This is a genomic window from Nonomuraea sediminis, assembly GCF_018531495.1.
Classification (GTDB): Bacteria; Actinomycetota; Actinomycetes; order Streptosporangiales; family Streptosporangiaceae; genus Nonomuraea; species Nonomuraea sediminis.
In genome coordinates, this window is record NZ_JAHDTI010000003.1 from 875,020 (window position 1) to 901,342 (window position 26,323).

Sequence of the window (26,323 nt, forward strand, 5' to 3'; positions counted from 1 at the left end):
GCCAGTGCTGCGCGCCCCCGCAGAAGTCAAGTACGCCGACGAGCTCGACTACCTGGAGTCGATCGACGACGGCCCCAAACCGTTCTCGTGGCGGCTGAGCCCGCGCATGGTAAGGATCTTCGTGCTCGGTTCCGAGCGCGCCGACGGCCTGGAGCGGGAAATCCCGCAGAAATGGTTCGGCGACCGCAGCTTCGTCGAGCGCTCCATCGTCACGCTGGCCTCCGACCGCGGCCTGCTGCTGATCGGCGACCCCGGCACCGGCAAGAGCTGGCTCGCCGAGCTGCTCGCCGCCGCCATCTGCCGCAACTCGACGCTGGTGGTGCAGGGTACGGCGGGCACCACGGAAGACCACATCAAGTACTCGTGGAACGTGTCGATGGTCATCGCCAAGGGCCAGTCGCGCGCCTCGATGATCCCCTCCCCCATCATGACCGCGATGGAGCAGGGCGTGATCGGCCGCTTCGAGGAGCTGACCCGCTCGACCAGCGACGTGCAGGACGCGCTGATCTCGATCCTTTCGGAGAAGTACGTCTCGATCCCCGAGCTCGACGACGACAACATCGTCTTCGCCCAGCCCGGCTTCTCCATCATCGCCACCGCCAACAGCCGCGACCGCGGCGTCAACGACCTGTCCTCGGCGCTGAAACGGCGTTTCAACTTCGTGCGCATCCCGGTAGTGACGAACAAGAAGAGCGAGGCGGAGATCGTCCGTTTCCGCACGACCGAACTGCTCAGGCGGCACCAGATCGACCTGGAGCTGCCGCCCACGCTGCTGGACATCCTGCTGCAGAGCTTCGCCGATCTGCGGGCCGCGGCCGACTCGGCCACCAGCGACGACGAGCGGCTCGAGTCGGCGCTGTCCACCGCCGAGCAGATCGGCGTGCTGGAGGACGCGATCCTGCACAGCCACTTCTTCGGCGACCGGACGCTGCGGGCGTCGACGCTGGCCGGTTCGATGGTCGGGTCGCTGGCCCGCCGTACTCCTGAGGACCTGGCGATACTCAACAAGTACTGGCACGGAGTGGTCGAGCCGCGCAGCAAGAAGGACGGCGGCGAGTGGCCGGCCTTCCTCGAGGGCGGCCGTCAGGCGATCTCGACGCTCTCATGAGCCCCTTCGAACCCCTGCGCGAGCAGTTGCGCGGCGCCGCCGCGGCGTTCGGCGCGGGCCTGATCGACGACGTCGAGCAGGCACTGGACGCCGAGCTGGAGATCTTCCCCGTCTGCCACCACTCCCCCGCCTCGGCGCTGGCCATGGTGCGCAGGCTCAGGGAGAAGCAGCCCAAGGTCATCTACCTGGAGCTCTGCGAGGACCTACGGCCCCTGCTGGAGGAGCTGCGCACCTGCAAGCTGCCGGTGGCCCTGCAGGCCTTCGCCACCGAGGTGGACGGCTTCCCGCAGGAATGGGCGCCGCTGAGCGTGATCGCGCCCATCACCGAGTCCTCGGCCGAGTACCAGGCCATCGCCTACGCGCTGGACACGCCCGGCGTGGAGATCGTGCTGGTGGACCGCTCGGTCGACCACGTCTTCCAGTGGGAGGCGCGCGACGGGGACGTCGCGATCGAGATCGGCGACCTGCGTCCCGGCTTCGCCGCGCTGGAGGAGCACCTGCTCCACCACGGCAAGGTCAGACACTGGTCTGAGTGGTGGGACCAGTACGTCGAGCAGCCGCTGTCCGGCGCGGACTACGAGACCTACCGCCAGGTCATGGTGATGGTCGGCAGCCTCTTCCGCCGCCTGCGGCCCGAGGGCAACCAGGTGGACGAGGACCGCGAACGGTACATGTGGACGCGGATGCGCGAACACCTGGCCGCGACCGGCGCCGACCCCGACTCCTGCCTGTACGTGTGCGGCGCCTTCCACGCCGCCAGCCCGGTGATACGCGAGCACCTGGACATCAGCCCGCGCGGCGGCACGAAGTGGCTCTACGGGCTCATCCCCTCCAGCCACTCGGCGATCGAGAACCAGTTCGGGCTGGCGCCCGGCTCGGTCTCCATCGCGGCGGCCACCTGGGACAAGGCGGTCAAACGCACCGGCCTGGCGCCGTTCCGCCTGGGAGGCAAGGCCAAGCCGCTCGGCCTGCCCGCGCCCGACGCCGAGGTCGAGGACCGGCTGTCCGGCTTCCTGACCCAGCCGCCCGCGCTGGACGGCTTCGACGAGGCCGAACTGCTCGGCTGGTGTGTCGATCTGGTACGGCTGGCGCGGCGCAACGGCTACCTGGCCTCCACCGCCGACGCCATCGCCGTCTACGAGACCTCGATCCTGCTGGCCGGGATGCGGGGCAGGAAGCGGCCCACGCCGTACGACTTCCAGGACGCGGCGGTCACCTGCATCGAGAAGGACGTCGTGCCAGGGCGGCGGGATGTGCGGCGGTTGTGCGAGATCCTGCTGGGCGGCGACAGATACGGCGAGGTCGGCTACGAGTCACTGCCGCCGCTGGCCCGTGACGTCTTCGAGCGGCTGGAGCCGCTCGGGCTCGACCTGACCAAGCGGACGATCCACCGGGCGCTGCTCGACCTGGCCGCCGAGCCGGAGCTCGAGCCGTGCTCCCGGGTGCTGTGGATGCTGCGGTACCTGCTGCCCGACGACGCGGTCCGGCCGATCATGGGGTCGCGGCGGCTGGGCGAGCGCTCGATCCAGGAGAGCTGGGACCTGGCGCTCGGCCGGCACCAGCGCTCGATCATCGAGCTCGGCTACGAGGGCGTCACCCTGGAGCAGGTGCTCGAGCAGCGGCTGCGCAAGGCCGTCTGGTCGCCCAAGGCCACGGCCGCCACGGCGCTCGAGGCGGTCGAGGACTCGATCCTGTACCTGGGCGGCTCGCGCTTCACCGAGGAGCTGGGCGCGCGGGCGGTCGAGCTGCTGGCCGCCGAGCGGACCGTGGACGAGGCGCCCGAGGTGCTGCGGCGGATCCGGCGGCTGCTGGCCTACTACTCCTCCGGGCTGCCCGGGTGGTGCGAGGACTTCGTCACCGCCGGGTACGCGCACTACTGCACGCTGCTGCCTAGCGCGTTCGTGTCGGAGGACACCGGGGTTCGGCAGGTCGCGGCGATGCTGGGGTTCCTGTTCAGCATGGAGAGCCTGGCGCTGACGCTCGGGTGCGACCGGACGCAGCTGGAGCTGGCGGTCAAGCAGTCGCATCCGGTGGCGCCCGCCAAGGTGGCGCTGCTGTGGGGCGCCGAGTCGCAGCTGGGGCTGCTGCCGCTGGCGCAGCTGCGTGAGCGGTGCGCGGAGCTGCTGGCCAACCCGCTGGTGGTGCCGTCGTTCCCGCTGTACATCACGGGGTTCGTGCAGGCGCTCGAGCCGGTGCCTTCGCTGGCGCCGTTCGTGGTGGAGGTGCTGTCGCGGGCGTTCGCGGAGCTGCCGGATCCCGTGCTGCTGCCGTGGCTGCCCAAGCTGCTCGGGACGCTGCGGGATCAGGCCGGGGAGCTGGTGCCCGTGCTGGTGCGGGAGGCAGGGCGGACGTTCCCCGCCGGGCTGGGTGCGCTGGACTCCTGGGTTCCGCCGTGGGAGCGGCCCGAGGTCGGCGACCGGCGCGCGACGGCAGCCCGGCCGGTTACCGGATTTCTCGCGAAATATCCGGTGGCCACGGAGGCGATCGCGTCCCTCCTCGGCTGCGACCCCACCGCCTGGGCCGCGCCGGAGCCCGACGCGGGCGCCGGGATCCTCGCGGCCAGGGCGCTGGTGTCCCGGCACCCTGAGGCGGTCGACGCGATCGCCCACCTCGTCACCCCCTGACCGAGGCGGGCCTCAGGTCGGTGGGCCTGGTCGGTGGGCCTGGTCGGTGGGCCTGGTCGGTGGGCCTGGTCGGTGGGCCTGGTCGGGTGGGCCGGAAGGTGGCCTCGCATGCCGAGGCGAGGGTGGCGACGCTCAGATGGGTGAGGTCGCCGCCCTCCTCGGGAACCCGGTCGGCGCCAGGTCTCGCCGGGCGCGGGGATCAGGCGGCCTCGCCGTACGCTCCTGGCTGTTCAGGTCTTTCGCAGGTTCGCGGTGAGCTCCTCGAGCAGGGCCGTGTATCCCTGGTGGCTGAAGCGCATCTCGGCCCGCCAGGGGTAGACGTGCCCGGCGCGGACCGCGGGCAGCTTGCCCCAGGTGGGCTTCCTGGCGATCTCCTGCAGCCGCATCGACTGCCTGCGGGCGTCGGCGAAGATCGCGTCGGCGGCGTAGCGGTCGATGCTCTCCCAGCTCAGCGACTGGTAGTAGCCGCCCTCGTCGGTCTTGTCCGGCACCACGATGTCGAGTCCTTTGGCCAGCAGGTACTTCTGATCGGGAAAGCCGCGCGGGTCGCACACCCAGAACGACTCGGGCGAGGCGGCACAGAAGAGCACCTTGCGGGGTTTGTCCGCCACCGCCTTGACCAGGTCCGCCTCGGCGGCGCGGAAGCGGGCCCTGGCGGCCTCGTCGGCGTGCCCGCCGAGTGCGACGGCCAGTTGCTCGTACCGGCTGATGAGCTGGTCGCCGCTCTTGCCCTGCTGCTGGATGCCGATGGTGGGCGCGACCTGCTCGATGGTGTCCCTGGACTTCTGCGGCACGTACCAGAGCTCCTGGCGCAGATACATCCCGGCCACCAGCAGCTCGGGGTTGATCGCCGCGTACTTCTCGACGTTGAACTCGTCCCACACGTTGCCGATCGTCTCGACCTTGGTGACGTCGACGTCGCCGGCCTCGGGGTCCTTGCCGCCGTCCTTGAGGCGGTGCGGGCCGAAGATCCCGATGGGCCGCACGCCGAAGTCCCACAGCGTCGCGGCGGCGCCGGCCTGGGCTACGACTCGGCTCGGCCGTACCGGGAGGTCGATCTTCCTGCCGCGGTCGTCGGTGAAGGTCCAGCGGGACGGGCCCGTGGAGGCGGCCGGGCGCCGCTGCTGCCCGCAGGCCGCCAGCGTCAGCAGGGCGCCGCCGGTCAGCAGCCCGCGGCGAGAGATCATGCGTCGATCTCCGCGCGGCCGTGCCGCCAGTAGCCCATGAAGGCCACGCTGCGGCGATCCATCCCGCGCTCGGCGACCAGGTGCCGACGCAGCGTCTTGATCACCGCCGCCTCTCCGGCCAGCCAGGCATAGAGCGGCCCGTACGGCATGGCCGCCTCGTCGGGCACCTCCCACAGCAGCTCGGCGTCCACGTCGACCTCCGGCAGCGAGCCCGGCTCGGCCTGCGGGGGCAGCAGCCGGTCGGCGGCGGACCGGACGGCCGCGATGAGCGCCTCGCCGTGCGGCGCGTCGCCGCGCGCCAGCCAGGTGACCTTGACGGCGCTGCGGGTGCGGGTCTCCAGGACGTCGTCCGCGTGGGGCACCTCGAGCAGCGCCTCGCCTTCGATCCCGGGGGGCAGCCCCTCGAGGATGCCGCAGACGGCGGGCACGGCGGTCTCGTCCCCGGCGATCAGTACCGCGCCGGTGTCGGCGGGCGGGTGGAACTCCAGGCCGCCGTGCCGCTCGCCGTACCGGGCGTCGGGGCCGAGGACCACGACGGCGTCGCCCTCGCGGGCCGTCTCCGCCCAGCGCGCGGCGGGGCCGCCGTCGGCGTGCATGACCATGTCCACATCGATGGCGCGCTCGGCGTGCCGTACCTTGCGGATCGTGTAGGTCCTGATGGGGTTGCGGCGGTCGTCGGGCAGCGAGCGCCACTGGGTGAACCAGTCGGGGCCGGTGGGCACGTACGCCAGGCCGTGCTCGGGCACCGGCAGGATGAGCTTGATGCGCTGGTCGAACCCGTTGTCGGCGAACAGATGCAGGTCCTCACCCGTGAAGGTCACCCGCAGGAACGTCGGACTCAACCGCCGCACCCTCTCCACCCGCACGGCGAACATGCGGAAGGGCTCGATCATCACCACTCCTCACTCCAGAAACTTAGGTGAGCCTAACCTAATATCCAAACCCCAGAAAGACCACTCTCCCCTCGCCCGCCACCGCACCTCCCCGCCCACGCACCCGAACACCCACGACCCGAGCCGCCCGACACCGGCCCCGCCCGACCAAACCGTCAAGGCGCCAGGCATCCAGCCGCGAGGCGCGCAAACGGGCGCCGGTCTCGGAGCTCACGCGCGCGGCGTGGGCTGGTTGACGCCATGCCCTGCCTGAGCGATCAAGCCCGGCGCGGACAGGGAGCGGTGGGGTGTGGAAGGTGACGAGCGGCGCGCACAGGGTTTGGACATCCGCACGAAAGCTTTCACACGCAAGTCGTGATTGGCTCACCAGCATGGAACTCCTACGCGAACACCCGCTGATCGACGGCCACAACGACCTGCCGTGGGCGATGCGCGAGCTGGCCGGGTACGACTTCGACAAGATCGACATCGCCGGTGACACCTCCGAGCACACCCACACCGACCTGCCCAGGCTGGCGGCCGGGCAGGTGGGCGGCCAGTTCTGGTCGGTGTTCGTGCCCTCGACGCTGACGGGCGGCGCGGCGGTGACCGCCACGCTGGAGCAGATCGACTGCGTCCTCAGGATGGTGCGCCGCTACCCCGACCGGCTGGCGCTGGCCACCACGGCCGACGAGGTGGAGAGCGTCTTCGCCTCCGGCAGGATCGCCTCGCTGATGGGCGCGGAGGGCGGCCACTCGATCGACTCCTCGCTCGCCGTACTGCGGATGTTGTACGCGCTGGGCGTGCGGTACATGACGCTGACGCACAACGACAACACGCCGTGGGCCGACTCGGCCACCGACGAACCGGTGCACAACGGGCTGTCGGAGTTCGGCGAGCAGGTCGTGCTGGAGATGAACCGCCTGGGCATGCTGGTCGACCTGTCGCACGTCTCGGCCGACACGATGCGGCACGCGCTGCGCGTCACCAGGGCGCCGGTGATCTTCTCGCACTCCTCGGCGCGCGCCGTGTGCTCGGCCCCGCGCAACGTCCCCGACGACGTGCTGACGACGCTGGCCGCCAACGACGGCGTGTGCATGACGGTCTTCGCCCCCGACTTCGTCTCCCAGGAACGCTGGGACTGGCGGGCCGAGGCGACCGAGGCCGCCCGCGAGACCGGGATCCGGCCGTCGGACCTGTCGGTCTTCCGGCCGTTCCTGGCCGAGTGGGCCAAGCAGCACCCCATGCCCCTGGCGACGCTGGAGCAGGTGGTGGCCCACGTGGAGCACCTGCGCGAGGTGGCGGGCGTCGACCACGTGGGCATCGGCGGCGACTACGACGGCTGCGACGGGCTCCCGGCCGGCCTGGAGGACGTCTCCGGCTACCCCCGCCTGTTCAAGGCCCTGTCGGAGCGCGGCTGGTCCAACACGGACCTGGCCAAACTGGCCGGCCGCAACGTACTCCGAGTAATGCGAGCAGCCGAATCCGCAGCCGACCCCACAAGGTAGACCAACCAGCCAACCCCCTGGCCCACCTGAAGGACGCACCGGGCCAGGGGCGTAGCCATTGCCACCAACCACGCCGGTCCACGCCCGCAGACGGTGTCCACGCAACGTCGCCGACGCAACGGCCCTCGCCCACGAGGGAGGCCTCACAGCGCTGTTCCTCTGCCACCGCAATGCGCGCTGACGCGGGCCATGCCCGGCCACGGCGCCCGTGAGCAGGACCGCACCGCTTCACGCAAGCCGCGGCGCGACCGGGCGGGCCAGGAGCAGCCGCACCAGCACGGTCCCCGCCAGGACGGGATGGCCAGGATGTCGAAGGTGAGGGCCAGCCCGACCGGCGGCGATCCGGACCGGGTCCACGCCGGGTTGGTGATCGCCGCCGCGGCCCAGCACAGGCCCGTACCCAGCAGGACCGTCGCCGCGCCGGTCCAGGGGACCGTGGTTTGGACGCTCATGAGCTGAATCTCCTCTGGACTGGTTCCCGGTTGGACAGCCAGAGGTTCCGCCCGGAGGTGTCCCGGGCGCATGGTGCACTCGTCCCGATCATGCGGGGAAACGCCCGAGCCCCGCATGCCGCGGGGCCCGGGCGTGAGGTCGTCTAGATGCGGTGGGTGGTCCAGAAGGATGTCAGGTCGACCGTGGTGGCGGCCTGGGCGGCGGCCTTGAAGTCGGCCACGGTGGAGATGCCGTACCAGTGGGAGGCGGCGTAGTCGTGCAGCAGCGTCTGCATGGTCGAGGACCCGATCAGGCGGCGCAGGTCATGCAGGGCGCACTTGCCGTAGGTGTAGACGACCGTGCCGTACCTGCTGGAGTGGGCGTCCCAGTAGGCCATCGAGTTGCTGATCCTCTCGGCCGAGGACGACCAGGTGACGCTGTTCCAGCAGTTGGTGCCGCTGATGTTCCGGTACAGGTCGGTCGAATAGTCGGCGAAGGACTCGTCCAGCCACGGGGTGTTGTACTCGTCGTCGCCGACGATGCCGTACCACCACTGGTGGGCCAGTTCGTGCGCCAGCGCGGTGGAGCTGACCAGGTCGAGGATGAACCCCGGGTACTCCATCCCGCCGAACCAGAAGTTGTTGTCCAGGACGACGTCGACCTCGCCGTAAGGGTAGGCGCCGAAGCGGCCGGCATGGGCGACCAGCGCGTTCTTGGCGGTGTTCATCATCGAGTTGGCGCTGCCGGAGCTGATCCCGCTGACGCGGTAGACGTTCACGGTGACGCCCGTGCTGGTCGTGCCGGTGGTCTTGGTGAACGGCCCGGCCCCCCAGGCGAACTCGCGCACGTGCGAGGCGGTCGCGGTCGTGATCGTACGGCCGGCGCTGCCAGGCGTGTCCACGGAGGTGCCGGTGGCGGGCACGAGCAGCGAGCTCGGGTGGTCGAGGGTGACGCTGTAGTCGCTGGCGAGCTGGTAGAAGGACTCGCCGTTGTTGGTGTACGGGTCCAGGTGCCACCCGGCGCCATCCCGTACGGCAAGCACGGGCAGCGCGTTGCCGATGAAGTTGTAGGCGCCGTCATGGCCGAACCGGTCGGCGCCGCTGGGCACGACGATGCCGAGGTCGAAGCCGACCGAGCCGCCCTGCCCCTGGGCGAGCGGAGCGGGGAGCGTGATCTTGAGAGCCGTGCAGGAGACGCTCAGCGGGCTCGGGGTGCCGCCGGTGACGTTGGTGACCGTGATCGGCGTGGATGGGCAGCTGCCGTGGTAGTTGTCCCAGAGCCGCAGGTAGACCTCGGTGAGGGGATCGGCCGACAGGTTGGTGAAGGCGACGCTCTCGTGGCCGGTCCAGGTGGTGCCGGAGGAGTTGCTGGTGAGGGTGACGGTGTACGAGGGCGAGCCCGGCGTGCGGGTCGCGTCGGCCGCGTGGGCGGCCGCGGGGAGTCCGGCGAGTAATAACGCGGCGATCGTGAGGAACGTCAGTGTTCTTCGGATCATGGGCTCGCTCCTTGAGTAAGGCTGGTGCCCCCGATATGCCGACGCAACGTAACTTCCTTGGTCATCCGAGTCAATATCACTGTCAGGAAGTGTTATGAGCCCCGATCGCGACCAAGGCGCGGACCTCGGACCTGGACAGCGAGCGGCCCCGCTGGAACCAGTGGTCGAAGCTGCCGTCCGGCAGAGCGGCCCGGACCAGAGCGGCCTGGTGCGGGGCGTCCACGGGGTCCATCTCCTCGGGTGAGAAGCCGATCCGGGAGCCGAGCTCGGTCGCGGCGCCCAGCAGCATGGCTCCCCTGGTGGGGTCGCCCGCCACGGCGACGGCGGCGGCCATGCAGTGGACGCCGACCAGCCATGACGTCACGTCACCCTCGCCGTCCAGGCCGGCCAGCATGGCGGCGCCACGGTCCACCGTGCTGTGATGGTCGCCCGACTCCAGGTCGATCTTCATGATCATCCAGTCGACCGAGGCGCGGACGAACCCGTGCCCGCAGTCCTGAGCGATCGTCGCCGCCTGGGCGAGCCGCTGCCGCGCCGTGCCCGTGTTGCCCGCCATGCGCAGGAGCATGCCGAGCACCATGAGCGCCTCGGCCTCCAGCCACCGCACTCCTGTACGGCGTGCTCGGGTGAGGGCGGAACGGGAGCGTTCCAACGCGCCGGGGGCGCCGCTGAGGGCCTCGAACAGGGGTCCGTGGACGAACGCCTGAGTCTCGCCCGCCTCGGCCGCCCGGCGCGAGGCCTCGGCCGCGGTGGCGAAGTCTCCCGCGAGGTAGCACAGCCCGGACCTGGCCAGGTGGACCGGTCCCAGGCGTTCCCTGCCGAGCTCGAGTGCGGTGGCGACCCAGCTCAGCCCCTCGGCCACGACCCCGTGCCGGTACCAGACCCAGTGCAGCAGGCCGACCAGGCGCACGACGTAGTCGCCGTCGCCCTCCTGCACCGCTGAGGCGAACGCCAGCCGGTGCTCGGGCAGCCGGGCGTGCAGCCGGGCCAGGTGGTCGCCGGCCAGGTGGTCGCGCAGGTGCGGCGCGGCGGCCTCCGCCTCGGCCAGCACCCAGGCGCGGTGCGCGGCGCGCGCCCCGGCGTCGATGCGGCTGCGTGCGAACAGCTTGATGGTCTCGAGCAGCCGGTAGCGGCGCGGGTCGGTGCCCGCCTCCACGCTCACCAGCGACTTGCGCACCAGCGCGCTCAGCTCGGCGAAGACCGGCCTGCCGCACACGGCGGCGGCCGCCTCCAGGTCGAAGGGGGAGGCGAACACGCTCAGCCGGTGGAAGACCTCCCGCTCGCCGCCGGTGAGCATGGCGTGGCTCCACTCCACGGTCCGCCACAGCGTCTGGTGCCTGCCGGGCTCGGCGCCGTTGTGCAGGACGGTGAGCCGGTCGTCGAGCTCGCCCGCGATCTGCTCGAGCGAGAGCACGCGGCACTGCGCGGCGGCCAGCTCGATGGCCAGCGGCAGTCCGTCCAGGTCGTAGCACAGGCGCCGGATCAGCCGGTCCTCCGCGGCGCCCGGCGTCCAGTCGGGGACGCTGGTCGCCGCGCGGGCCAGGAACAGCTCGTGTCCCTGCTCGGCGGGCAGCGGCCTGACCTCGTACACCACCTCGCCGGGCAGGCCGAGCGGTTCGCGGCTGGTGACCAGGATCCGCACGCCCGGCGTCCGGCCGGCCAGGGTTCGCACGGCCTGCCGTACGGCCTGCAGCAGGTGTTCGGCGTTGTCGAGTACCAGCAGGATCTCGCGGCCGCCGAGCACCTCGGCGAGCCGGTCGACGGTGGCGGCGCCCAGGATACCGAGGGCACCCGCCAGCGCGGCCGGCAGTGCGGCCGGGTCCTCGAGTCCGGCCAGCTCCACCAGCCACGGCCCGTCGGTGTCGGACCGCTCGCGGGCGCTCTCCAGGGCCAGGCGGGTCTTGCCGACGCCGCCGGGGCCGGTGAGCGTGACGAGCCGGTGTTCGGACACGAGCGCGCCGATCCGCGCGGGCTCGCCGGGCCGGCCGACGAAGCGTGACAGCGGGTTGGGCAGGTTCCCCGCGCGCGGCGGGGCGGGCTCCTGGGGTGCGATCTCGGCGTGCTGGGCGAGGATCGCCGCCTCCAACCGGCGCAGCGACGGGCCAGGGTCCAGGCCGACCTCGCGGCCGAGGATGTCGCGCACCTCGCGCAGCGCGGCGAGCGCGTCGGCCTGCCTGCCGCTGCGGTACAGGGCCAGGGCGAGCAGTTCCCAGCCGCGCTCGCTCAGCGGGTGCGTGCGGGTGTGCTTGTCCAGGTCCCCGACCAGCGCGGCGTGGTCGCCGAGCGCGAGCCTGGTCTCGTACAGGTTCTCGGTGGCGGCCTGCCGTACCGCCTCGAGGCGGGCACGCTCGGACAGCGGGAGGGCCTCGTGGACCTCGCCCCGCCACAGGGCGAGGGCCTCGGTGAGCAGGCCCGCCGCCGCCGGGTGCCTGCCCTCGCGCATGGCCCGCTCGGCCCGCGCCGCCAGGTCGGTGAACGTCTCGGCGTCCACCTGGACCCGGTCGGCGGACAGCCGGTAGCCGTTGCCCTCCCTGACCAGCACCTTGGCGGGCGCCCCTGCCGGGCGCCCGGGCTCGAGGACGCGGCGGAGCATCGAGACGTACGCGTGCAGCGTCCCCGTGGCGACCGCGGCGTCCTCGCCCCACGCCTCGTGCAGGATCCGGTCCTCGGAGACGGCGCCGCCGCGGGCCGCGACCAGTACGGCGAGCACGGCCCGCTGCCGTGGCCCACCCAGTGAGACGGGCCGTCCCGCGACCGTCGCGGTCATCGGCCCGAGCACTCCAACACTGACCTCGGCCATCCCCACCCCTTGCTACGTGCCGCAAGGATGGTAGCCGGAGGTGCGGTCAGCGCAGCAAGCCCGCCGGGTCCCAGGTGGCCTTGATCTTCGCGAGCCTGGCCGCGACCTCGGGCGTCGTGGCCACCGGGGCCTCGCCGCGCATCGTGGGCAGCCCTGCCCCGAGCGTCCAAGGCGCCATGGTCGCGAACAAGCCCGGCCCGGACGGTGCGCCCGGCGCGCCGACCACGAACAGGGTGTAGGCGGCGTCCCGCACGCCGAGCGCGTTCTCCTGCCGGGGCGCGCGGGCGAGCGCGCCGCCCAGCCTGCGCAGCTCCACCAGGGTGGGGGCGTCGGCCGCCTGAGGGCCCGCGGCCGACAGGAGCGCGTCGATCGCCCCGTCCGGCAGCGCGGGCAGCAGGTCGCCGCGGTCCCAGACGGGCATCGGCTCGGTCGGGTCGTTGTGGATGGCGCCGAACGCGGTCAGCGGCAGCTCCCCGACGGTGTCGATGATCGCCTCGGCGGTGGCCCGCATCGGCGCGAGCAGCCTGGCCCCCTCTGCCGGGTCGCCCGGGTAGGCGAAGCGCAGCGCCACCACGAACCGCCCCCGCAGCGGTTCGGGCAGCTGCGGCACGTCGGGGAGCCGCTGGAGCGCCAGCGAGCCGCACGCCGCGTCGGGCAGCCCGTCGTTCCAGTCGCGGAAGGCGCGCAGCAGGTCGGCGGCGTGCTCACCGGGGTAGAAGACGGTCCCGCCGTACAGGCTGGAGACGGGGAACAGGCCGACCTCCACGGCGGTCACGACGCCGAGCCCGCCACCGCCGCCGCGCAGCGCCCAGAACAGGTCCTCGTGCTGCTCGGCGTCCACCCGCCGGTGCGTCCCGTCGGCGGTCACGATCTCCAGGGCGCGCACGTGGTCGGCGGCGAAGCCGAAGACGCGGCCGAGCGGGCTGAGCCCGCCTCCCAGCAGGTAACCCACGACCCCCACGCCGGGCGCGGCACCGGCGGGCGGCATCAGCCCGAACGGCGCGCACGCCTCCACCACCTCGCCCCAGCGGTTGCCCGCGCCGATCCGCACGGTTCTGGCCTGCGGGTCGACGGAGATCTCCCTGATGCGGGAGGTGTTGATCACCAGGGCGCCGTCCATGCCGCCGGGAACCGCGCCGTGCCCGGTGGACGTGACGGCCACCGCGAGACCCTGCTCTGCGGCGAACCGTACCGAGGCGGCCACGTCCTGCCGGTCCAGCGCGCCCACGACGAGCGCGGGCCGCGCGTTCACGGTCGTGTTGAACGTGACCGCCTCGGCCTCGAACCCCTGGTCGTCCGGCCCGAGCACCGGGCCGGCGACCAGTTCCCGCAACTGCTTCACTGTCATGTCGATGTCACTCACGTGACCCATTTATGCCAGAAGCCGCTTGAGGTTGGATTAGAGGCTGCTTGAGGTGGGGTTCAAGATCCGGCGAAGACCGGCGGGGTGCGCTCCTTCCACGGCATGGCCTGCTCCAGCTGGGAGGCGATCTGGATGAGCACGTCCTCGCGGCCGTACGGCGCGACGAACTGGACGCCGATGGGCAGGCCCTCGGCGCTGTGGCCCAGCGGGAGGCTGATGGCCGGGTGGCCCGAGGCGTTGAAGAGCGTGGTGAACGGGCCGTAGGCGATCAGGGATTCCAGCCAGGTCGCCACCGTGTGCGCGGGGTCGTGGTAGTCGAGCGTGCCGTGCGTGGCCGGGAGCTGACCGAGCGTCGGTGTGACGAGCAGGTCGTACTCCGTGAGGTACGCGCTGACCGACCGTGTCAGCAGGTTCTGCGCGTCCAGGCCCGCCAGCAGGTCCAGCGCGCTGAACTCCCTGGTCAGCTCCACGAAGCGGCGCGAGACCGCCTCCAGCTTGGCCGGATCCGGTTGCCTGGGCGCCAGGAGGAGCTTGGAGGTGATGGCGATGCCTTCCGCGACCTGCGATCGCATGACCGAGTCCCAGTCGACGACGGGGCTCGACTCGGAGACGAGATGCCCGAGGTCCTCAAGCACGCGGGCGACCTGGAGCGTCGCCGCGGCGACCTGGTCGTCGACCGCCACGCCCGACCAGGCCTTGGTGGTGACCGCCACCCGCAACCTGCCGGGATCGGTGCCGAGTTCGGACACGTAGTCACGGCGCGGAGGCGGTGCGGTGTACCTGTCGCCGATGCCCGGGCCGTGGACGGCGTCCAGGAGGTGGGCGGTGTCGCGCACCGTGCGGGTCAGGGCGAACTCGTAGGCCATGCCGAGCATCGCCTCGCCCGCGTCAGGTCCGGGCGTGATCCGGCCCCTGCTGGGCTTGAGCCCGACCAGCCCGCAGCACGACGCCGGGATCCTGATGGACCCGGAGCCGTCGCTGGCGTGTGCCACGGGCACGGCCCCGGCCGCGACCAGGGCGGCCGCGCCACCGCTCGACCCGCCGGCGCCTCGGGACAGGTCCCACGGGTTGCGGGTCGGCCCGTGCTTGACCGACTCGGTGGAGAAGCTGAGACACAGCTCCGGCACCGTGGTGAGGCCCAGCGTGACCAGCCCGGCGGCGCGGAAGCGGGCCATCAGCTCCGTGTCGCGCTGCGGGACCACGCCCGGGATGGCGCGGCTGCCGAGGAAGAACGGCACGCCCGCGGCCACCGGCCCGTGATCCTTGATCAGGAAGGGAACCCCTGCGAGGGGTCCGACGGAGGCGTGGTCGAGCGCGGCGGGGAACACCGGCACGGTCAGGCCGTTCACTGAAGGATTCACCTGGTCCAGCGCCTGCCGGGCGGCGGCCTCCACCTCGCCGGCGGTCACCTCACCCGAGCCGATGAGCTCGTGGATGCCGACGGCGTCGTACCTTGCGTATTCGTGCATGTCCATGTGATGAAGTCCGTTTCTTCGATCAGGAGAAGGGCAGCGCTCAGCGCCGCCAGAGGTTTCTGCCGGTGATCGAAGGACTTCTACGCTCGGTACATCGCCGCCATGCTGGCATCCCCGCCGCGGATCGTCGACCGATTTTCCGACGGGACCGGCCTCGACGAGGCCCGCCGTACGGTCCTGGACGCCCTCAGGACGAGGTGGATCTTCCAGCTAACAATCGAATAACCGCAGTTTAGAGAGGGTCTGGTGGGGCATGCCCGCCTAAGCGTTGCAAAAATCCGATATGCCGCAAGGCGGGTGTTGTCCCATGCCTGTGAGCCTGCCGTTTCTCGGACGTGACATGGCGGTCGATCTTGGAACCGCGAACACTCTGGTCTGTGTGCGCGATCGGGGGATCGTCCTCGACGAGCCGTCGGTCGTCGCGATCAATACGCGTAACGACCGGATCGTGGCCGTGGGAGCCGAAGCGAAACGGATGATCGGGCGAACACCCGGCTACATCACCGCCATCCGGCCGCTCAAGGACGGCGTGATCACCGATCTCGAGGTGGCCGAGCGGATGCTGCGCTACTTCATCCTCAAGGTGCACCACCGCCGCTATCTGGTGCAGCCGCGCGTCGTGGTGGCGGTGCCCAGCGGCACCACCGGCGTGGAGCAGCGCGCGGTCAAGGAGGCCGCGCTGCAGGCGGGCGCCAGACGCGTGTACCTCATCGAGGAGCCGATGGCCGCGGCCATCGGCTCCGGACTTCCCGTGCACGAGCCCGCCGGCAGCATGGTGGTCGACGTGGGCGGCGGCACGACCGAGGTCGCGGTGGTCTCGATGGGCGGCATCGTGACCGCCTGCTCGATCCGGATCGGCGGCGACGAGCTCGACCAGGCGATCATCTCGCACATCAAGAAGGAGCACGCGCTGCTCCTCGGCGAGCGGACCGCAGAGCAGCTCAAGATGCGGATCGGCTCGGCCAGCCCCGCCTCCGACGAGCCCGACACCGAGATCAGGGGCCGCGACCTGGTCACCGGACTTCCCAAGAACGTGCGCATCACCGCCCAGGAGGTGCGTGAGGCGATGAGCGAGCCGCTCAACACCATCGTCGACGCCGTGCAGACCACGCTGGACCAGTGCCCGCCGGAGCTGGCGGGCGACCTGATGGATACGGGCATCGCGCTCACCGGTGGCGGAGCGTTACTGCGCGGCCTGGACGTACGGCTGGCCGAGGCCACCGGCATGCCGATCAAGCTGGTGGACGACCCCCTTCGCTCGGTGGTACTCGGCGCCGGGCACTGCATCGAGCAGTTCAGCCGGCTTCAAGAGGTCTTCGTGCCGGCGCCGCGTCACTGACGAGCTCGGGAGGAAGTGGACGTCATGCGGGGGCGCCTGGTGGCCGGCGCGCTGGTCGCGGCCGCCGTGGTACTGATCGCCTCGGACACGTTGTTCGGCCTGGACCCGCTGACCTCGGCGGGCGCGACCCTGGCCGGTCCTGTTGAGCGGCTGCTCGGCCGCGCCCCGACCGACGCCCAGGTCAGGGCGCTGGAACAGGACAACACCCGGCTCAGGGCCGCGCTGTGGACGGGTTCGCCGCCCCAACAGGTCCGCGAGGGGACGGTGACCGCTCAGGTCGTCGCGTACGGCGGGCGGCAGGGATACGCCGACACCGTCACCATCGACGCGGGCACCCGCCAGGGGGTGCGCCAGGACCTGACCGTGCTCGACCGCGACGGGCTGATCGGCCGGGTGATCGCCGTCGGACCCGATACGGCCACGGTCCTGCTGGCAACCGACGCGACCGCGACGATCGGCGCCCGGCTGGCCGGCAGCGGCGAGATCGGCACGGTCACCGGCACGGGGCTGCGCGGCACCGGGCTGCTGCGGCTGCGCGTGCTCAACTCCCGCGCCGACGTGCGCCCCGGCCAGCAGGTGGTGACCTTCGGCTCCCGCAAGGCCCTGCCGTACGCGCCCGGCGTGCCGATCGGCACCGTGACCGAGGTCGAGTCCGGCTCCGACCCGCTGACCCGCACCGCGCTGGTGCGGCCCGCGGCCCGCTTCACCGCGCTCGACGTGGTGGGCGTGGTGGTGCCGTCATGAGGATCGCCCTGGTGGTCGTGCTGGTGCCCCTGCTGCAGGTCATGCTGGTCAACCGGCTGCCGTGGCCCGGCGGGGTGACGCCGGACCTGAGCATGCCGGTCGCGCTGGCGCTGGGCCGCATCCGCGGCCCGGTCACCGGCGCGGTGGCCGGGTTCGCGCTCGGGCTGGCGCTGGACGTCATCCCTCCTGCGGTGCCCCCGGTCGGTCACAGCGCCCTGGTGCTGTGCCTGCTCGGCTACGTGGGCGGCCGGCTGGAGCCCGCGCACGCGCTCGCGGCCGGGGTGACGGGTGGTTTCGTGCTGCTCTTCGGGCTGCACACGCTGCTGCACGGGGCCGAGGTGGTGTGGCCGCAGGCCAGGCAGGTGCTGCCGCTGGCCGTGCCGTACACCGTCATCGCCGCCCTCCCTGTCTGGATTCTCCTGAACAGGATCTTCAATGCGTCCTCGGCTGCTGGTGCTGCACATCCTGTTCGCCTCGCTGATGCTCATCGTCCTCGGGCGGCTGTGGGACGTGCAGATCCGCTCAGGCGACCGCTACGCCAAAGCCGCCACCGAGTCGCATATCCGGCACGTCGTCGTCCCGCCCGTGCGTGGGGAGATCGTCGATAGCCGGGGCAGGCCGCTGGTGCGCAACCGGACCGCGATGGTGGTGTCGGTCGACTATGTCGCGCTCACCCACCAGCGTGACGGGGGGCGGGCCGTGCTCGAGCGGCTGGCGGGCGCGCTCGGCCTGCCGTACCAGGAGCTCGCCTCGCGGGTGCGGCTGTGCGAGGCGGGGGTGCGGCGGCCGTGCTGGCCCGGCTCGCCGTACCAGTCGATTCCCGTCGCCGAGCAGGTGAGCCGTCGGTCGGCGCTGCAGATCGCCGAGCGGCCCGAGCTCTTCCCCGGGGTGAGCGCCGAGCTGCTGCCGGTGCGGCAGTACCCCTACGACAGCCTGGGCGCGCACCTGCTGGGGTACATCGCGCCAGGCGGCGAGCTCGATCCCGCCACCGGGGTGGGGCTGGAAGGGCGCGACGGGCTCGAGGCCGTCTACGACGCCGACCTGCGAGGGAGCGCCGGCAGCCGCCAGGTCGTGGTCGACACGACGGGACAGGTGGTGCGCACGGTCTCCGAGGTGGGCCCGGTCGCCGGGAACACGCTCGTCACCAGCATCGACGCCGGGATACAGCAGATCGTGGAGCGGTCGCTGCGGACGGCGGTGACCAAGGCCCGCGGCGACTCCGGCGCGGCCGTGGTGATGGACGTCCGCACCGGGCGCATCGTCGCCATGGCGGGATACCCCACCTACTCCCCCAGCGTCTGGACCGGCGGGATCTCGACCGCCGAATACCGCAAGCTGCGCGGCAGGCTGGCCTTCCGCGCGATCCAGGGCCAGTGGCCCCCCGGCTCCACCTGGAAGATCACCTCGACCGCCGCGGCCGTGCGCGCGGGCTACGACCTGAACGGCACCTACTCCTGCCCAGGCTCCTACATGGTGGGCGACAGGTCGTTCCGCAACTTCGACGGGATCGCGCTGGGCACGATGAACCTGCACAGGGCGCTGTCGGCCTCCTGCGACACGATCTTCTACCGCTTCGCCTACGAGCTGTGGCTGAAGGGCCGCAGGGACCTGATGCCGAGCAACGCCAAGGCGTTCGGCTTCGGCAGGACGACCGGCGTCGACCTGCCGGGCGAGGCCGCGGGACGGGTACCCGACCGCAGGTGGAAGCGGGCGACGTGGCTGGCGACCAAGGCGATCAACTGCAAGAAGGACAAGCGGCGCTCGGCCTACGTGGCCGCCATCGCCAAGGAGCAGTGCCTGGAGGGATACCGCTGGCGCGCGGGCGACGCGGCCAACTTCGCGATCGGCCAGGGCGACGTGCTGGTCACGCCGCTGCAGCTGGTGCGGGCGTACGCGGCGCTGGCCAACGGCGGCAAGCTGTTCAGCCCGCGCGTGGCCAAGGCGGTGGTCGCGCCGGACGGCCGCACGGTCCGCACGATCACCCCGCCGGTGGTGGGCAGGCTCCCGGTCTCCGGGAAGGTGCTGGCCTACATCCGCAGGGCGCTGTCAGACGTGCCGCGCGACGGCACCGCGGCCGGCGCTTTCCACGGCTTCGACCTGGACAAGCATCCCATCGCAGGCAAGACCGGCACTGCCGAGTCGTACGGCAAGCGTGACACCTCCTGGTTCGCGTCCTTCGCCCCGGCCGCCAAGCCGCGGCTGGCCGTCGTGGTGATGATCTCTCAGGGCGGGACGGGAGCCTCGGCCGCCGCCCCCGCCGTCAGGCGCATCTGGGAGGGGATCTACCGGTGACCAGGCCTCGCTTCGACTGGGTGCTGTGCATCGCGTCCATCGCGCTGTGCGTGGTGGGCATGGTGCTGGTGGGGGCGGCCGCCAGGGAGCCGCGGGAGTACCTGATCCGGCAGGGCCTGAGCATCGCGCTCGGGCTGGCGCTGATGGTGGGGCTGACGTTCGTCGACCACCGGCTGTTGCGCGCCTACACCCCCGTCGCCTACCTGCTCGTGTGCGTCGGCCTCCTGCTCGTGATCACGCCGATCGGCAGGACCGTCAACGGGGCGCGTTCCTGGATCCCGCTGTTCGGACTGCAGTTGCAGCCGTCGGAGCTGGCCAAGCTGACCCTGGTGCTGGGACTGGCGACGATTCTGAGCGAGCTGCCCGACGGGCAGCACCGGCCCCGCCTCCCGCAGCTGCTGCTGGCGATGGTGGTGGCGGCGGTGCCGGCCGGGCTGATCGCGCTGCAGCCCGATCTCGGCACCGTCCTGATCCTGGCGGCGACCGCGATGGGCGCGACCTTCCTGTCGCGGGTGTCGCTGCGGTGGATCTTCGCGTTCGTCGCCGCGGGGGTCGCGGCGGCGGTGCTGGCCTGGCAGGTCGGACTGCTGCGGCCGCACCAGGTGCAGCGGGTGATGGCCTTCGCCGAACCCTCCAACGACCAGCTCGGCGCCGGGTACACGGCGCACCAGGCGCTGGTGACGATCGGCTCCGGCGGGGCGTTCGGCCGCGGGCTGTTCAACGGGGACCAGACCGGCGGCGGGTTCGTGCCCGAGCAGCACACCGACTTCATCTTCACCGTGGCCGGCGAGGAACTCGGCTTCGCCGGCGCCGGCGCGATCCTGGCGCTGCTGGCCCTGGTGCTCTGGCGCGGCCTGCGGATCGCCGGCCGCGCCGAGACGCCGTTCGGGACGGTGGCGGCGGCCGGGATCGTGTGCTGGCTGGGCGTGCAGGCGTTCGTCAATCTGGGGATGACGCTGGGGCTGGTGCCGATCGTCGGGGTCCCGCTGCCGTTCGTGTCCTACGGCGGCTCGGCCACCACCGCGGTCCTGGTCGCCACCGGCGTGCTGCAGTCGATCCATCGCGGCAGCACCACCCTGGCGCATTTCTGAAGGATAATTCCAGCCCGACAACACCCGTTGCAGATTTTTGTAGATCATGTTAGATGGATGGGTAAGTGCTCCGACGGAAAGGACGGGGCCGGTTGACGCTGATTCTCGAGGACATCTGCGTACGGCGGCGCGACGAGATCTGGCTCGACGATATCGACCTGGAATTATCCGATGGAATGACCACGCTCATCGGCCCGATGGGCGCGGGAAAGACCACTCTGATGCGGGTGGCGGCCGGGCTCGTTTCGCCCACCGGCGGGCGCGTCATCGTCAATGGAAAAGACGTCACCTCGATTTCCGCGCGCAAGCGGTCGGTCGCCTTCGTCTACCAGCAATTCATCAACTATCCGTCGCTGTCGGTCTACGAGAACATCGCCTCCCCGCTGCGCCAGGCCCGCACCCGCACCAAAGGCGAGATCGACCGGCGGGTCCGCGAGGTCGCCGAACTGATGGGCATCGGCGACCTGCTCGGCCGCAGACCGGCGGAGCTGTCGGGCGGCCAGCAGCAGCGCACGGCGATCGCCAGGGCGCTGGCCCGGCCGGCCGACGTGCTGCTCCTGGACGAGCCGCTGGCCAACCTCGACTACAAGCTGCGCGAGCGGCTGCGGGCCGATCTGAAGGACCTGTTCCGCGACTCGCCCGGGGTGGTGCTCTACTCCACGGCCGACCCGGCCGAGGCGCTGACGTTCGCGGCGCCGACGGTGGTGTTGAGCCAGGGCAGGATCGAGCGCGTCGGCGACGTCGCGGACATGTACCGCCATCCGCCGACGCTCCACGTCGCGGCGACGCTCAGCGACCCGCCGCTGAACCTGCTGCCCGGCGTCGTGCGCGAGGGCAGGATCGAGTGCCTGGGCGCCTGGCTCCCCGCACCGCGCGCGCAGGTCTCCGGCCGGCAGGTGGTGCTCGCCGTACGCCCGCACCAGGTGAGCATCGCGGCGGGCGGTCCCGGCGCGCTGGAGTTCCCCGCGGAGATACGGCTGGCCGAGGTGACGGGCGGCGTGACGTTCCTCCACCTGCTGGTGGCCGGAGAAAGGCACCTGGTCGCGCAGTTGCCCGGCACCCGGCGCTTCGAGCCCGGGGAGCCGGCCCTGGCCTACGTCGACCCGGCGCACGTCTTCGTGTTCGACGAGAGCGGCGGACGCCTGCTCGCCGAGTCCGCGCCGGAGGTCGATCTGCATGGCTGACATCCGCCTCGAAGGCGTCGGGCACAGCTACGACGCCGGCCGTACGTGGGCCATCGAGCGGCTGACCTGGACGTGGCGCAGCGGCCGGGCCTACGCGCTGCTCGGTCCCAGCGGCTGCGGCAAGACGACCCTGCTGAACCTCATCTCGGGCCTGCTCACCCCCACGACCGGCCGGATCTGGCTGGACGACCGCGAGGTGACGAAGGTGCCGACCGCGGCCCGCAACATCGCGCAGGTGTTCCAGTTCCCCGTGCTGTACGAGGAGATGTCCGTCTACGACAACCTCGCCTTCCCGTTGCGGAACCGGCGCTTCCCCAAGGCCGAGGTCGACCAGCGGGTGCGCGAGGTGTCGCGGCTGCTGGGACTGCACGATCATCTCGATCGCAGGTCGCGCCGGTTGGATCCGGGCCTGCAGCAGATCGTCAGCCTGGGCCGCGGGCTGGTGCGTTCCGACGTGGCGGCGGTGCTGCTCGACGAGCCGCTCACCGTCGTCGACCCCGCGCTGAGGTGGACGCTGCGCAGCAAGCTGAAGGAGATCCACCGCGACACCGGGCACACCCTGATCTACGTCACCCACGACCAGACGGAGGCGCTGACCTTCGCCGACGAGGTGATCGTCCTCAACGACGGGGCGATCGTGCAGGCCGGGGAGCCCAGCGAGCTGTTCCTGTCGCCCGCGCACGAGTTCGTCGGCCACTTCATCGGCTCGCCCGGGATGAACGTGCTGCCCGCCGAGATCGCCGACGGCGTCGTACGGGTCGGACGGGCGGCGCTGGGACGCACCGTGGACCGCCTCCCACCGGGGCCCGTCAACGTCGGCGTCCGCCCGGAGTTCGTGCAGGTCGGGGCCGCCCGGACACCCGGGCTCGAGGCGCGGGTGACGGGGACGGATCGGATGGGGGCCTACAACCTGGTGCACGCCAGGGCGGGCGATCACGGGTTCGTCGCCAAGGTCGGCGCGGACTCGACCTACCCGGCCGGCGCCGTGGAGTTCTTCGGCTTCGCCCCGGATCGGACGTTCCTGTTCAGGGACGCCGTCAGGTGCGGCTCGGTCGCGGCCCTGGACCTGGCATGACCACCGAACGGCGCAGGAACAACCGGGCCTGGCTACTCGTGCTGCCCGTGGTGGTGTCGGTCGCGTTCACGGCGGTGATCCCGCTGATGACGGTCGTGAACTTCTCCGTGCAGGACATCTTCTCCCCGAGCGACCGGATCTTCGTGGGGCTGGAGTGGTTCCGCTCGGTCTCCCGCGATCCCGAGGTCAGGGCCGCCTTCGTGCGGACCCTGCTGTTCTCGGCCCAGGTGCTGCTGGTGGAGATCCCGCTGGGCGTGGCGATCGCGGTGGCGATGCCGCGCCGCGGCGTGTGGGTGTCCGTGGCCCTGGTCGTCGTCGCGCTTCCGCTGCTCATCCCGTGGAACGTGGTGGGGACGATCTGGCAGATCTTCGCCCGCCCCGACATCGGGCTGGGCGGCTGGTCGATCAACAACGTGCTGGGGATCGACTTCAACTACACCCTCGACTCCACCGACGCCTGGATCACGGTCCTGCTGATGGACGTGTGGCACTGGACCCCGCTGGTGGTGCTGCTGACCTACGCGGGGCTGCGGTCGATCCCGGAACCGTACTTCCAGGCCGCCCAGATCGACGGCGCGTCCGGGTGGGCGACCTTCCGCCACATCCAGCTCCCGCGGCTGCGCGGGGTGCTGACGATCGCGATCCTGCTGCGGTTCATGGACAGCTTCATGATCTACACCGAACCGTTCGTGGTGACCGGCGGCGGGCCGGGCAACGCCACCTCGTTCCTGAGCATCCTGCTGTCGAAGATCGCCGTCGGCCAGTTCGACCTCGGGCCGGCGGGCGCGTTCTCGCTGCTGTACTTCCTCATCGTGCAGATCGTGTCCTACGTCTTCTTCACCGTGCTGACCAGGAGCGGGCGATGAGAGCGAGGCTGCCGTGGGCCCGTGCGGTGTTCTGGCTGTACGCGGCCACGCTCATGCTTCCCGTGCTGTGGATGGTGGGCATGTCCATCAGGCCCAACGAGGACATCCTCGGGAGTTTCTCGCTGATACCGCAGCGGACGACGCTGGACAATTACCACACGTTCTTCACGGATTCCGCCTGGTATTCGAGCTATCTCAACTCCATCGGGTACACGTCCATCAACGCGGTCATCTCGCTGGTGGTGGCGCTTCCCGCGGCGTACGCGTTCTCGCGTTTCCGTTTCGCCGGCGACAAACATCTCTTCTTCTGGCTGCTGACCAATCGCATGGCGCCACCGGCGGTATTCCTGCTGCCGTTCTTCCAGATTTATCAGAGCGTCGGGTTGTTCGACACGCATCTGGGCGTCGCCATCGCGCACATGCTGTTCAACGTGCCGCTGGCCGTGTGGATCCTGGAGGGATTCATGTCCGGGATACCGCGCGAGATCGACGAGACCGCGGCGATCGACGGCTATTCCCTGCCGCGCTTCTTCGTGCGTATCTTCCTGCCCATGATCCGCTCGGCGATCGGGGTCACCGCGTTCTTCTGCTTCATGTTCAGCTGGGTCGAACTGCTGATCGCCAGGACCATCACCTCCGTCAACGCCAAGCCCATCGCCGCCACCATGACGCGGACCGTGAGCGCGGCGGGCGTCGACTGGGGGCTGCTCGCGACGGCCGGGGTGCTGACCATCATTCCCGGCGCGATCGTCATCTGGTTCGTCCGCAACTACATCGCCAAAGGCTTCTCTCTGGGGAGGGTCTGACCATGCTCGAGTGGATGGTGTGGACCCCGCCCACCGCGCTGGTGTTCGCCGGGCTGGCGCTCCTGCTGGGCGCGATGGCGGTGTGGGCCAAGCTCTCGCCGCCGGTGGCCCGGCGCGGTTTCCTCCGCATCGAGACCGATCGCGGAGACCGGCTGTACATCGGCCTGATCAGCGCCGCCGTCGTGCTGGCCGGGTGGATCGCCCTCACCGACCTGTCGATGTGGCTCGCACTGGGGTGCGCGCTGCTCGTCGTGCTGGTGATCGGGAGATGGGGATGACACAGAAGGGATAGGCCATGCCGTCAACGAGGACCACGGCGATCGGCCTCGCCGTACTGGCCCTGCTGGTGCCCGGATGCACGGGAAACGGCGACGACAGCCGCAAGACCGACTACACCGAGGCCGCGGGGAAGGCCGCGGCGCAGAGGTGGGTGTCCGGCGAGTTCACGCCGAGCACCCTGTCCAAGGACCAGCAGCTCGCCGAGATGGACTGGTTCATCAAGGCGGCCGCGCCGTACCGCGGGATGCAGATCAACGTCGTGTCGGAGACGATCACGACGCACGAGTACGAGTCGCAGCAGCTCGCCAAGGCGTTCACGGAGATCACCGGGATCAGGATCAAGCACGACCTGATCCAGGAGGGCGACGTGATCGAGAAGCTGCAGACCCAGATCCAGGGAAACCAGAACATCTACGACGCCTACGTCAACGACTCGGATCTGATCGGCACCCACTCACGCGGCGACTACGTGTTCCCGCTCTCCGACTACATGGCCGGGGAAGGCAAGGCGGTCACCTCCCCCACGCTCGACCTCGGCGACTTCATCGGCACCAGCTTCACCACGGGCCCGGACAGGAAGCTGTACCAGCTGCCCGACCAGCAGTTCGCCAACCTCTACTGGTTCCGCTACGACTGGTTCACCGACCCGGAGATCAAGAAGCAGTTCAAGAGCCTGTACGGCTACGACCTCGGCGTCCCGGTGAACTGGGCCGCCTACGAGGACATCGCCGACTTCTTCACCAACAAGGTGAACGGCAACGGGACCATCGACGGCAAGAAGGTCTACGGCCACATGGACTACGGCCGCAAGGATCCCTCGCTCGGCTGGCGGTTCACCGACGCGTGGCTGTCCATGGCAGGCAACGGCGACCCCGGCCTGCCCAACGGCCTGCCGGTCGACGACTGGGGAATCCGGGTGGAGAACTGCCGCCCGGTCGGCTCGTCGGTGACCCGCGGCGGCGACACCAACGGCCCCGCGGCCGTCTACGCGCTCACCAAGTACGTCGACTGGCTGAAGAAGTACGCCCCCAAAGAAGCCGCCGGAATGAACTTCAGCGAATCCGGCCCGGTCCCTGCGCAGGGCAACATCGCCCAGCAGATCTTCTGGTACACCGCGTTCACCGCCGACATGACCAAGCCAGGGCTGCCGGTGGTGAACGCCGACGGCACCCCCAAGTGGCGGATGGCGCCCAGCCCGCACGGCGTCTACTGGAAGACCGGCAACAAACTCGGCTACCAGGACGCGGGATCCTGGACCCTGCTGAAGAACACCCCCCAGGACCGCAGGGCCGCCGCCTGGCTGTACGCGCAGTTCGTCACGTCCAAGACGGTCTCGCTGAAGAAGTCGATCAAGGGGTTGACCTTCATCCGCGACTCCGACATCAGAAGCGACTACTTCGCCAAGAACGCCGACAAGTACGGCGGGCTGATCGAGTTCTACCGCTCACCCGCGCGCAAGCAGTGGACCCCGACGGGCACCAACGTCCCCGACTACCCCAAGCTGGCCCAGCTGTGGTGGCAGAACGTGGCCACCGCGGTCACCGGGGAGACGACCGCGCAGCAGTCCATGGACAACCTCGCCAAGCAGCAGGACGACATCCTCGCCCGCCTGGAACGCCGGGGTTACGGCGGCGCCTGCGCCCCCAAGCTGAACCCCGAGCGGGATCCCCAGTACTGGCTCGACCAGCCGGGCGCCCCCGCCCCCAAACTCGCCGACGAGCGAGGCAAGCCCGAAACCCTCGACTACGACAAGCTCCTCGCCCAGTGGGGTTGAGGGCGCCGC

Annotated in this window: 20 protein-coding genes; 13 read left to right on the forward strand and 7 right to left on the reverse strand. The window is 70.8% G+C overall.

Annotated elements, in window-relative coordinates; genetic code table 11:
* The first annotated feature begins 4 nt into the window (after positions 1-4).
* Positions 5-1,108: an ATP-binding protein gene (locus KIK09_RS18130; protein ID WP_214320375.1), complete on the forward strand. Its 1,104-nt coding sequence runs from the start codon at positions 5-7 to the stop codon at positions 1,106-1,108.
* Complete coding sequence (locus tag KIK09_RS18135) at positions 1,105-3,732, forward strand: DUF5682 family protein (RefSeq protein ID WP_214320376.1); 2,628 nt, start codon at positions 1,105-1,107, stop codon at positions 3,730-3,732. Before KIK09_RS18130 ends, KIK09_RS18135 begins: the two co-directional genes overlap by 4 nt.
* 230 nt (positions 3,733-3,962) lie before the next feature.
* On the opposite strand, the gene KIK09_RS18140 is transcribed toward KIK09_RS18135, so the two are convergent.
* Both KIK09_RS18140 and KIK09_RS18145 read right to left on the reverse strand, forming a co-directional pair.
* Positions 3,963-4,919: an ABC transporter substrate-binding protein gene (locus tag KIK09_RS18140; protein ID WP_214320377.1), complete on the reverse strand. Its 957-nt coding sequence runs from the start codon at positions 4,917-4,919 to the stop codon at positions 3,963-3,965.
* Positions 4,916-5,812, reverse strand: coding sequence for a siderophore-interacting protein (locus KIK09_RS18145; protein WP_250573233.1), 897 nt, complete (start codon positions 5,810-5,812; stop codon positions 4,916-4,918). Before KIK09_RS18145 ends, KIK09_RS18140 begins: the two co-directional genes overlap by 4 nt.
* Positions 5,813-6,183: 371 nt before the next feature.
* Here KIK09_RS18145 and KIK09_RS18150 point away from each other — a divergent pair, with 371 nt between their 5' ends.
* A complete protein-coding gene (locus KIK09_RS18150; protein ID WP_214320378.1) occupies positions 6,184-7,299 on the forward strand; it encodes a dipeptidase in 1,116 nt (371 codons plus the stop codon).
* A gap of 143 nt (positions 7,300-7,442) precedes the next feature.
* Here the strand turns inward: KIK09_RS18150 and KIK09_RS18155 are convergent, their stop codons facing one another.
* From KIK09_RS18155 to KIK09_RS18175, 5 genes are all read right to left on the reverse strand, one after another.
* Positions 7,443-7,751: a hypothetical protein gene (locus tag KIK09_RS18155; protein ID WP_214320379.1), complete on the reverse strand. Its 309-nt coding sequence runs from the start codon at positions 7,749-7,751 to the stop codon at positions 7,443-7,445.
* A 143-nt stretch (positions 7,752-7,894) separates the two neighbouring features.
* The gene (locus tag KIK09_RS18160) at positions 7,895-9,226 is read right to left on the reverse strand and encodes a M1 family metallopeptidase (RefSeq protein WP_214320380.1); all 1,332 of its coding nucleotides are present in this window, start codon (positions 9,224-9,226) and stop codon (positions 7,895-7,897) included.
* 82 nt (positions 9,227-9,308) lie between these two features.
* A complete protein-coding gene (locus KIK09_RS18165) occupies positions 9,309-12,026 on the reverse strand; it encodes an AfsR/SARP family transcriptional regulator (RefSeq protein ID WP_214320381.1) in 2,718 nt (905 codons plus the stop codon).
* A 46-nt stretch (positions 12,027-12,072) separates the two neighbouring features.
* Positions 12,073-13,389 (reverse strand): FAD-binding oxidoreductase, encoded by a 1,317-nt coding sequence (locus KIK09_RS18170; protein WP_214320382.1) that lies wholly within the window; start codon positions 13,387-13,389, stop codon positions 12,073-12,075.
* Between the two features lie 59 nt (positions 13,390-13,448).
* Entirely contained in the window at positions 13,449-14,858 is a 1,410-nt protein-coding gene (locus KIK09_RS18175) for an amidase (protein WP_250573234.1), read from the reverse strand.
* Positions 14,859-15,171: 313 nt separating this feature from the next.
* Between KIK09_RS18175 and KIK09_RS18180 the strand changes: the two genes are divergently transcribed.
* The 10 genes from KIK09_RS18180 (at position 15,172) to KIK09_RS18225 (ending at position 26,314) form a co-directional block, all read left to right on the forward strand.
* The gene (locus KIK09_RS18180) at positions 15,172-16,203 is read left to right on the forward strand and encodes a rod shape-determining protein (RefSeq protein ID WP_214320384.1); all 1,032 of its coding nucleotides are present in this window, start codon (positions 15,172-15,174) and stop codon (positions 16,201-16,203) included.
* 24 nt (positions 16,204-16,227) lie between these two features.
* Complete coding sequence (mreC, locus tag KIK09_RS18185; protein WP_214320385.1) at positions 16,228-16,947, forward strand: rod shape-determining protein MreC; 720 nt, start codon at positions 16,228-16,230, stop codon at positions 16,945-16,947.
* Positions 16,948-17,382: 435 nt separating this feature from the next.
* Positions 17,383-19,239 (forward strand): penicillin-binding protein 2, encoded by a 1,857-nt coding sequence (gene mrdA, locus KIK09_RS18190; protein ID WP_214320386.1) that lies wholly within the window; start codon positions 17,383-17,385, stop codon positions 19,237-19,239.
* Positions 19,236-20,330 carry a rod shape-determining protein RodA gene (rodA, locus tag KIK09_RS18195; RefSeq protein WP_308164168.1) on the forward strand — a complete coding sequence of 365 codons (1,095 nt, stop codon included), beginning with the start codon at positions 19,236-19,238 and terminating at the stop codon, positions 20,328-20,330. The genes mrdA and rodA overlap by 4 nt, the downstream gene beginning before the upstream one ends.
* Before the next feature lie 92 nt (positions 20,331-20,422).
* On the forward strand, positions 20,423-21,514 hold the full coding sequence (locus tag KIK09_RS18200) for an ABC transporter ATP-binding protein (RefSeq protein WP_214320387.1): 1,092 nt from the start codon (positions 20,423-20,425) through the stop codon (positions 21,512-21,514).
* Positions 21,507-22,589, forward strand: coding sequence for an ABC transporter ATP-binding protein (locus tag KIK09_RS18205; protein ID WP_214320388.1), 1,083 nt, complete (start codon positions 21,507-21,509; stop codon positions 22,587-22,589). Before KIK09_RS18200 ends, KIK09_RS18205 begins: the two co-directional genes overlap by 8 nt.
* A complete protein-coding gene (locus KIK09_RS18210; protein ID WP_214320389.1) occupies positions 22,586-23,455 on the forward strand; it encodes a carbohydrate ABC transporter permease in 870 nt (289 codons plus the stop codon). Before KIK09_RS18205 ends, KIK09_RS18210 begins: the two co-directional genes overlap by 4 nt.
* Positions 23,452-24,261 carry a carbohydrate ABC transporter permease gene (locus KIK09_RS18215; RefSeq protein ID WP_214320390.1) on the forward strand — a complete coding sequence of 270 codons (810 nt, stop codon included), beginning with the start codon at positions 23,452-23,454 and terminating at the stop codon, positions 24,259-24,261. Before KIK09_RS18210 ends, KIK09_RS18215 begins: the two co-directional genes overlap by 4 nt.
* 2 nt (positions 24,262-24,263) lie before the next feature.
* Entirely contained in the window at positions 24,264-24,539 is a 276-nt protein-coding gene (locus KIK09_RS18220) for a DUF2160 domain-containing protein (protein ID WP_214320391.1), read from the forward strand.
* 17 nt (positions 24,540-24,556) lie between these two features.
* Positions 24,557-26,314, forward strand: a complete 1,758-nt coding sequence (locus KIK09_RS18225) for an ABC transporter substrate-binding protein (RefSeq protein WP_214320392.1) — start codon at positions 24,557-24,559, stop codon at positions 26,312-26,314.
* The last annotated feature ends 9 nt before the right edge of the window (positions 26,315-26,323 follow it).

Excerpts from the sequence above, each read along its gene's own strand:
- KIK09_RS18165 (WP_214320381.1), bottom strand. The coding sequence starts at position 12,026 with ATGGCCGAGGTCAGTGTTGGAGTGCTCGGGCCGATGACCGCGACGGTC.
- KIK09_RS18135 (WP_214320376.1), top strand. The coding sequence starts at position 1,105 with ATGAGCCCCTTCGAACCCCTGCGCGAGCAGTTGCGCGGCGCCGCCGCG.
- KIK09_RS18145 (WP_250573233.1), bottom strand. The coding sequence starts at position 5,812 with ATGATCGAGCCCTTCCGCATGTTCGCCGTGCGGGTGGAGAGGGTGCGG.
- KIK09_RS18155 (WP_214320379.1), bottom strand. The coding sequence starts at position 7,751 with ATGAGCGTCCAAACCACGGTCCCCTGGACCGGCGCGGCGACGGTCCTG.
- mrdA (WP_214320386.1), top strand. The coding sequence starts at position 17,383 with ATGCGTCCTCGGCTGCTGGTGCTGCACATCCTGTTCGCCTCGCTGATG.
- mreC (WP_214320385.1), top strand. The coding sequence starts at position 16,228 with ATGCGGGGGCGCCTGGTGGCCGGCGCGCTGGTCGCGGCCGCCGTGGTA.
- KIK09_RS18220 (WP_214320391.1), top strand. The coding sequence starts at position 24,264 with ATGCTCGAGTGGATGGTGTGGACCCCGCCCACCGCGCTGGTGTTCGCC.
- KIK09_RS18210 (WP_214320389.1), top strand. The coding sequence starts at position 22,586 with ATGACCACCGAACGGCGCAGGAACAACCGGGCCTGGCTACTCGTGCTG.
- KIK09_RS18205 (WP_214320388.1), top strand. The coding sequence starts at position 21,507 with ATGGCTGACATCCGCCTCGAAGGCGTCGGGCACAGCTACGACGCCGGC.
- KIK09_RS18160 (WP_214320380.1), bottom strand. The coding sequence starts at position 9,226 with ATGATCCGAAGAACACTGACGTTCCTCACGATCGCCGCGTTATTACTC.
- KIK09_RS18215 (WP_214320390.1), top strand. The coding sequence starts at position 23,452 with ATGAGAGCGAGGCTGCCGTGGGCCCGTGCGGTGTTCTGGCTGTACGCG.
- KIK09_RS18180 (WP_214320384.1), top strand. The coding sequence starts at position 15,172 with ATGCCTGTGAGCCTGCCGTTTCTCGGACGTGACATGGCGGTCGATCTT.
- KIK09_RS18150 (WP_214320378.1), top strand. The coding sequence starts at position 6,184 with ATGGAACTCCTACGCGAACACCCGCTGATCGACGGCCACAACGACCTG.
- KIK09_RS18140 (WP_214320377.1), bottom strand. The coding sequence starts at position 4,919 with ATGATCTCTCGCCGCGGGCTGCTGACCGGCGGCGCCCTGCTGACGCTG.
- KIK09_RS18225 (WP_214320392.1), top strand. The coding sequence starts at position 24,557 with ATGCCGTCAACGAGGACCACGGCGATCGGCCTCGCCGTACTGGCCCTG.
- KIK09_RS18175 (WP_250573234.1), bottom strand. The coding sequence starts at position 14,858 with ATGCACGAATACGCAAGGTACGACGCCGTCGGCATCCACGAGCTCATC.